We start from the raw sequence: 3,089 nt of genomic DNA on the forward strand, positions 1-3,089 counted from the left end.
GACGCCCCGCGCGCCTGAGGCCCGCGGCACGGTGAGCGCACGCAGCACCGGGGGACAGGCCCCCGACGCGCCGGGAACGGAGGCGTCGGGGGTCGTCCTCGTGGACAAGCCGCAGGGGTGGACCTCGCACGACGTCGTCGGGCGGGTCCGCCGGCTGGCGGGCACCCGCAAGGTGGGCCACGCCGGCACCCTGGACCCCATGGCCACGGGCCTGCTCGTGGTCGGCGTCAACAAGGCCACGCGCCTGCTGACCGCCATCACGGGCACGGACAAGACGTACACGGCCACGATCCGGCTCGGGCAGTCGACCGTCACGGACGACGCGGAGGGCGAGGTCGTGCAGACCCGGCTGGCCAACGCCGTCACGCCCGAGCGCGTGGCCGAGCAGGTCGCCGCCCTCACGGGCGAGATCCTGCAGGCGCCCTCGGCCGTCTCCGCCGTCAAGGTGGCGGGCCGGCGCGCCTACGATCGCGTCCGCGCGGGAGAGGACGTCACCCTCGACGCCCGCCCCGTCACCGTGCACGAGTTCACGGTGCACGAGCTGCGCCGGCTCGACGGCGGCCGGCTGGTCGACCTCGACGTCACCGTGCGCTGCTCGTCCGGGACCTACATCCGGGCGCTCGCCCGCGACCTGGGCGAGGCCCTCGAGACCGGCGGGCACCTCACGGCGCTGCGCCGCACCGCCGTCGGCCCGTTCGACGTGGCCGACGCGCTCTCGCTCGAGGCCCTCGCGGAGCGGTTCGCGATGACCGAGCTCTCCGAGGCCGCCGCCGGGCTCTTCCCGGTGCGCGAGCTGACGGAGCACGAGGCCCACGAGCTCGCCTTCGGGCGGGTCGTGGCGCCCACCGGCACGGGTGAGACGCTCGTCGCCGGGCGCGCGCCGGACGGCCGCGTCATCGCCCTCGTCTCCGACGTGCGCCGCCGCGGCGCCGACGTCGCCAAGCCCCAGCTCGTGTTCGCCCCGGCCGAGGGGCCGGGACAGGGAAGGACCGCATGATCCTCGACGCCTGGTTCTGGACGGGACTGGTGATCGGTGCCGTCTCGTTCGTCGTCTGCGTGGTGATGACGGCGATCCGCCGCCACCCCGCGGACGCCTCGATCCTCTCGGTGGCCGCCGTCGAGCTGTTCACGCTCGTCTATGCGGCGGCCGCCGCCGTCCGCCAGCTCGGCGGGGACACCCTGAACGGCCCCGGCTGGGAGTTCTGGGGCTACATCCTCACCGCCCTGATCGTGCCGGTGATCGCCGTGGGCTGGGCCGTCACGGACAAGACCCGGTGGTCCAACCTCGTGCTGGCCGTGGTCGGGCCCACGATCGCCGTGATGCTGCATCGCATGCAGGTCATCTGGTTCGGGCAGTGGTGAGGAGGATGGACATGGCACCCAGCGACGGCGCCCCCGCGCGCAACCAGGGTCTCGGCCGGATCATCGTCATGGTCTACGCGGTGTTCGCCCTCTCGGCGAGCGCGCGCAGCCTCTTCCAGATCCTCACGCAGTTCGACGCCGCCCCCGTGGCGTACACGCTCTCCGCGGTCGCGGCGGTCGTGTACATCGTGGCGACGTTCGCGCTCGCCCGCTCCGGCGCGCGCGCCTGGGCCGTGGCGCTGGGCGCCGTGCTCGTGGAGCTGGCCGGCGTGGTGGGCGTGGGCCTGTGGACCGTCCTGGATCCGGGGATGTTCGCCCACGACACCGTGTGGTCCCGGTTCGGCGCGGGCTACGGCTATGTGCCGCTCGTGCTGCCGGTGGTCGGCCTGATCTGGCTGCTGACGCACCGCCCCGCCCGCCCGGCCGAGGCGGGGGCGCTCTGATGCGGGTCTGGAACAGCCTGGACGAGGTCCCCACGGACCTGCCGCGCACCGTGGTCACCCTGGGCAACTTCGACGGCGTGCACCGCGGCCACCGGGAGGTGCTGCGCCGGGTCGTCGAGCTGGCGCGGGCCCGCGACGCCCTGGCCGTGGCCGTGACCTTCACCCCGCACCCGCGCGCCGTGCACCAGCCCGAGGTGCCCCACGTGGACATCATCAGCCCCGAGCAGCGGGTCGTCCTCCTGGAGGAGGCGGGTCTGGACGCGGTGCTCCTGCAGCGGTACACCCTCGAGTTCGCGGACCAGTCCCCGGAGGAGTTCGTCCGCGGCATGCTCGTGCACGGGCTGCATGCCGCCGTCGTGGTCGTGGGGCACGACGTGCGCTTCGGCCGGGGCAACACCGGCGACGTCGCGGAGATGGTGCGCCTGGGGGCCCGCTACGGCTTCGAGGTTGAGGCCGTCGAGGAGTTCCCCGCCGAGCACGGGGCCGAGCCGGAGCGCCGTTGCTCCTCGACGTGGGTGCGCGAGGCCCTGGCCGCGGGCGACGTCGCTCAGGCCGCGGCCGTGCTCGGCCGGCACCACGTGCTCGCCGGCGAGGTGGTGCACGGGTTCGCGCGCGGCCGCGAGCTCGGCTTCCCCACGGCGAACCTCGAGACGGATGTGCAGGGCATGATCCCGGCCGACGGCGTCTACGCCGGTTGGGTGCACGACGCGCACGGCGGCGTGTGGCCGGCCGCGATCTCCATCGGCTCGAACCCCACGTTCGAGGACGTCTCCCGCGTGGTGGAGGCGCACGTGATCGACCGCCATGACGAGCGGGTGGAGGACTTCGACCTGTACGGCCAGCACATCGAGGTCGAGTTCGTGGCCCGGCTGCGCGGGATGGTCGCCTACGAGGGCGTCGAGAAGCTCGTGGCGCAGATCACGCAGGACGTGGACGAGGCCCGGGCGATCCTGGCCACGACCCCCTCCGACCGGTGAGCGCCCCGGAGCCGGGCGCTTCCCCCGCTGTGCCGAACCTGCCGGGGCGCCCGGCCCGGGCCCGTCGGGCCGGGCCCAACCCCTTCGAGACCGGCGGGGAGCACTACGACGCCGTCCGCCCCTCCTACCCGGCCGCCGTGGTGGACCGCGTCCTGGCGGGCATCGCCGACGGCGCGGAGGTGGTGGAGCTCGGGGCCGGGACGGGACTGTTCACCCGGCTGCTCGCGGCCCGCCCGGCGGACCGGGTGCGGACGGTGACGGCCCTCGAGCCGTCGGCGTCGATGCGCGCCGTCCTGGAACGCGAGGT

4 protein-coding genes and 1 pseudogene are annotated in these 3,089 nt (G+C 74.6%); all 5 read left to right on the plus strand.

Features of this window, described 5'->3' with window-relative positions; genetic code table 11:
- Positions 1–100 precede the first annotated feature (100 nt).
- Positions 101–997, plus strand: a complete 897-nt coding sequence (truB, locus tag HMPREF3105_RS03165) for a tRNA pseudouridine(55) synthase TruB (protein ID WP_036314979.1) — start codon at positions 101–103, stop codon at positions 995–997.
- A complete protein-coding gene (locus HMPREF3105_RS03170) occupies positions 994–1,362 on the plus strand; it encodes a hypothetical protein (RefSeq protein WP_002855305.1) in 369 nt (122 codons plus the stop codon). Before truB ends, HMPREF3105_RS03170 begins: the two co-directional genes overlap by 4 nt.
- Positions 1,363–1,373: 11 nt before the next feature.
- Positions 1,374–1,805, plus strand: a complete 432-nt coding sequence (locus HMPREF3105_RS03175) for a hypothetical protein (protein WP_036314984.1) — start codon at positions 1,374–1,376, stop codon at positions 1,803–1,805.
- Positions 1,805–2,782, plus strand: coding sequence for a bifunctional riboflavin kinase/FAD synthetase (locus tag HMPREF3105_RS03180; RefSeq protein WP_036314988.1), 978 nt, complete (start codon positions 1,805–1,807; stop codon positions 2,780–2,782). The genes HMPREF3105_RS03175 and HMPREF3105_RS03180 overlap by 1 nt, the downstream gene beginning before the upstream one ends.
- Positions 2,779–3,089, plus strand: a pseudogene (locus tag HMPREF3105_RS03185) (class I SAM-dependent methyltransferase); the annotation flags it as partial. The gene HMPREF3105_RS03180 and the pseudogene HMPREF3105_RS03185, both read left to right, overlap by 4 nt.

The sequence above is a fragment of the Micrococcus sp. HMSC31B01 genome, assembly GCF_001816085.1.
Classification (GTDB): domain Bacteria; phylum Actinomycetota; class Actinomycetes; order Actinomycetales; family Micrococcaceae; genus Micrococcus; species Micrococcus luteus.